We start from the raw sequence: 1,838 nt of genomic DNA, 5'->3' as shown, positions 1-1,838 counted from the left end.
CGCCTCCACCGGGGTCAGCGCCAGCGGCGGCCGGCCGGGGCGCAGCACGGTCCGGTCCCGGACCGCGAGGTGCGGGCGCAGCACCGGCGGCCACCACCGGCGGACGGCCAGGTCGGCGCCGACCCGCTCGGCGTACGCGGCGAGCGCCCAGGACTCGAACCAGACCCAGCGCCGGCGGGTGAGCCGCGCGCCGGGGCGGATCCGGACGGTCTCCGGCTGCTCGGGGTCGACGGTCACCCAGCAGCTCGGGCCGAAGAAGCCGACCGTCTCGTTCTTGCCGCAGTAGCGCTGCCAGTACTTGAGCAGCGCCCGCTCCCGGTCCCGCCGCCGCACGTTGCGGGGCGCGTCGGCGCCGCCGCGGGCCAGCCCGTCGAGCGCGACCAGGGCGCCCCGGTTCTGCCAGGTGACGGCCTCGCGCAGCAGCGGGTCGGCGGCCAGCTCGCTGAGCCGCTCGGCGCCGATGCGGACCGCCTCGTCGAACTCCTTGTCGTACCGGTCCTCGCCGGCGCCGGTGGCGAGCAGCTCGTCGGCCGCCGCGGCGGCCCGGGGCGCGGTGAACAGGTCCAGGCCGTCGGCCGGGAAACCGGTGGTCCGCAGGATGGCGTCGCGCCAGACCGACCATGCGGTGCCCCCGACCGGCACCCGGTGCGCGCCGCCGGCGGTCCCGCGACCGGCGGCGCGCACCGGGAGACTGTGCGCGACCGACCCGTCGACGAGGACGGTCCCGCGACCGGCGGCGCGCACCGGGAGACTGTGCGCGACCGACCCGTCGACGGGGACGGTCCCGCGACCGGCGGCGCGCACCGGGTCCGTGCCCGCGGCCGGCGTGCCGGCGCGGGTGGTCTCGGCGCCGAGCGCCCCGGTCAGGTCGGCGCGGATGAGCGCGAGCAGCTCGGGGAGCTGGTCGTGCAGGAAGAAGTGGCCGCCGGCCAGCTCGTGCAGGGTGAACCCGGCGGCGGTGTGCGTGGCCCAGGCGGCGTGCTGCTCGCGGGTGACCGCCCGGTCGTCCCGGCCGCTGAACGCGACGATCGGCAGCGGCAGCGGCTCGCCGGGCACGTACCGGTAGCCGTCCACCCGGCCGAAGTCGGCCCGCAGCAGCGGCAGCAGCAGCTCCACCAGCTCCGGGTGGTCGAACAGCTCGGCGGGGAGGCCGCCGCCGTCGGCGAGGCGGCGCAGCAGCTCCTCGTCGTCGGCGCGGGACAGCCCGTCGAAGGGACCGGGCGCCGTGACGTGCGGGGCGCGGGCGCCGCCGACGTAGAGCCGCAGCGGCAGCGGCCGGCCGGTCCGGCGCAGCTCGCGGACCACCTCGAAGCCGAGCCGGCCGCCCATCGAGTGGCCGTAGAGGGCGTACGGGCGGTCGGCCCGGGCGGCGATCGCCTCGGCCACCTCGGCGACGTCGAAGCGCGGATCCTCGTTGATCCGGTTCTCCCGGCCGGGCAGCTGCACCGGGAGCACCTCGACGTCCGGACCGATCCCCTCCTGCCAGCGCCGGAACGCGCTCGCGCCGGCACCGGCGTAGGGCAGGCAGAACAACCGCACCGGCGCCTGGGGTCGGCTTCCGGCGGAGACGAACCAGTTCACCGCGGACCTTTCTGCACGGGGTCGATCCAGTACCGCTGGCGCTGGAACGGGTAGGTGGGCAGGCCGGTGCGCCGGACCGTGCCCTCGGGGTGCAGGGCGTCCCAGTCGACGTCCCGCCCGGCGACCCAGTCGGCCGCCAGCTCGCGCAGCGGGCCACCCTCGCCCGCGACCCGGGCGTCGGTGTCGAGCAGCGCGTCGAGTCCGGCCAGCGCGCCGGGCAGGTCGGCGGCGACCACCGCGGCCCGGTGGGCGAAGGC

2 protein-coding genes are annotated in these 1,838 nt (G+C 78.0%); both read right to left on the bottom strand.

Annotation, left to right across the window (positions count from 1 at the left end):
* On the bottom strand, positions 1 to 1,581 hold a 1,581-nt coding region (locus B0E53_RS37210), incomplete at its 3' end, for a thioesterase domain-containing protein (protein WP_146167961.1).
* Positions 1,578 to 1,838, bottom strand: a 261-nt coding sequence (locus B0E53_RS36095) for a hypothetical protein (protein ID WP_146167960.1), incomplete at its 5' end; no start/stop codon positions are given. The genes B0E53_RS37210 and B0E53_RS36095, both read right to left, overlap by 4 nt.

Source organism: Micromonospora sp. MH33 (genome assembly GCF_003013775.1).
Taxonomy (GTDB): domain Bacteria; phylum Actinomycetota; class Actinomycetes; order Mycobacteriales; family Micromonosporaceae; genus Micromonospora; species Micromonospora fulviviridis.
The sequence above is the reverse complement of the archived record's forward strand: the minus strand, read 5'-3'. Positions and strand labels throughout refer to the sequence as shown.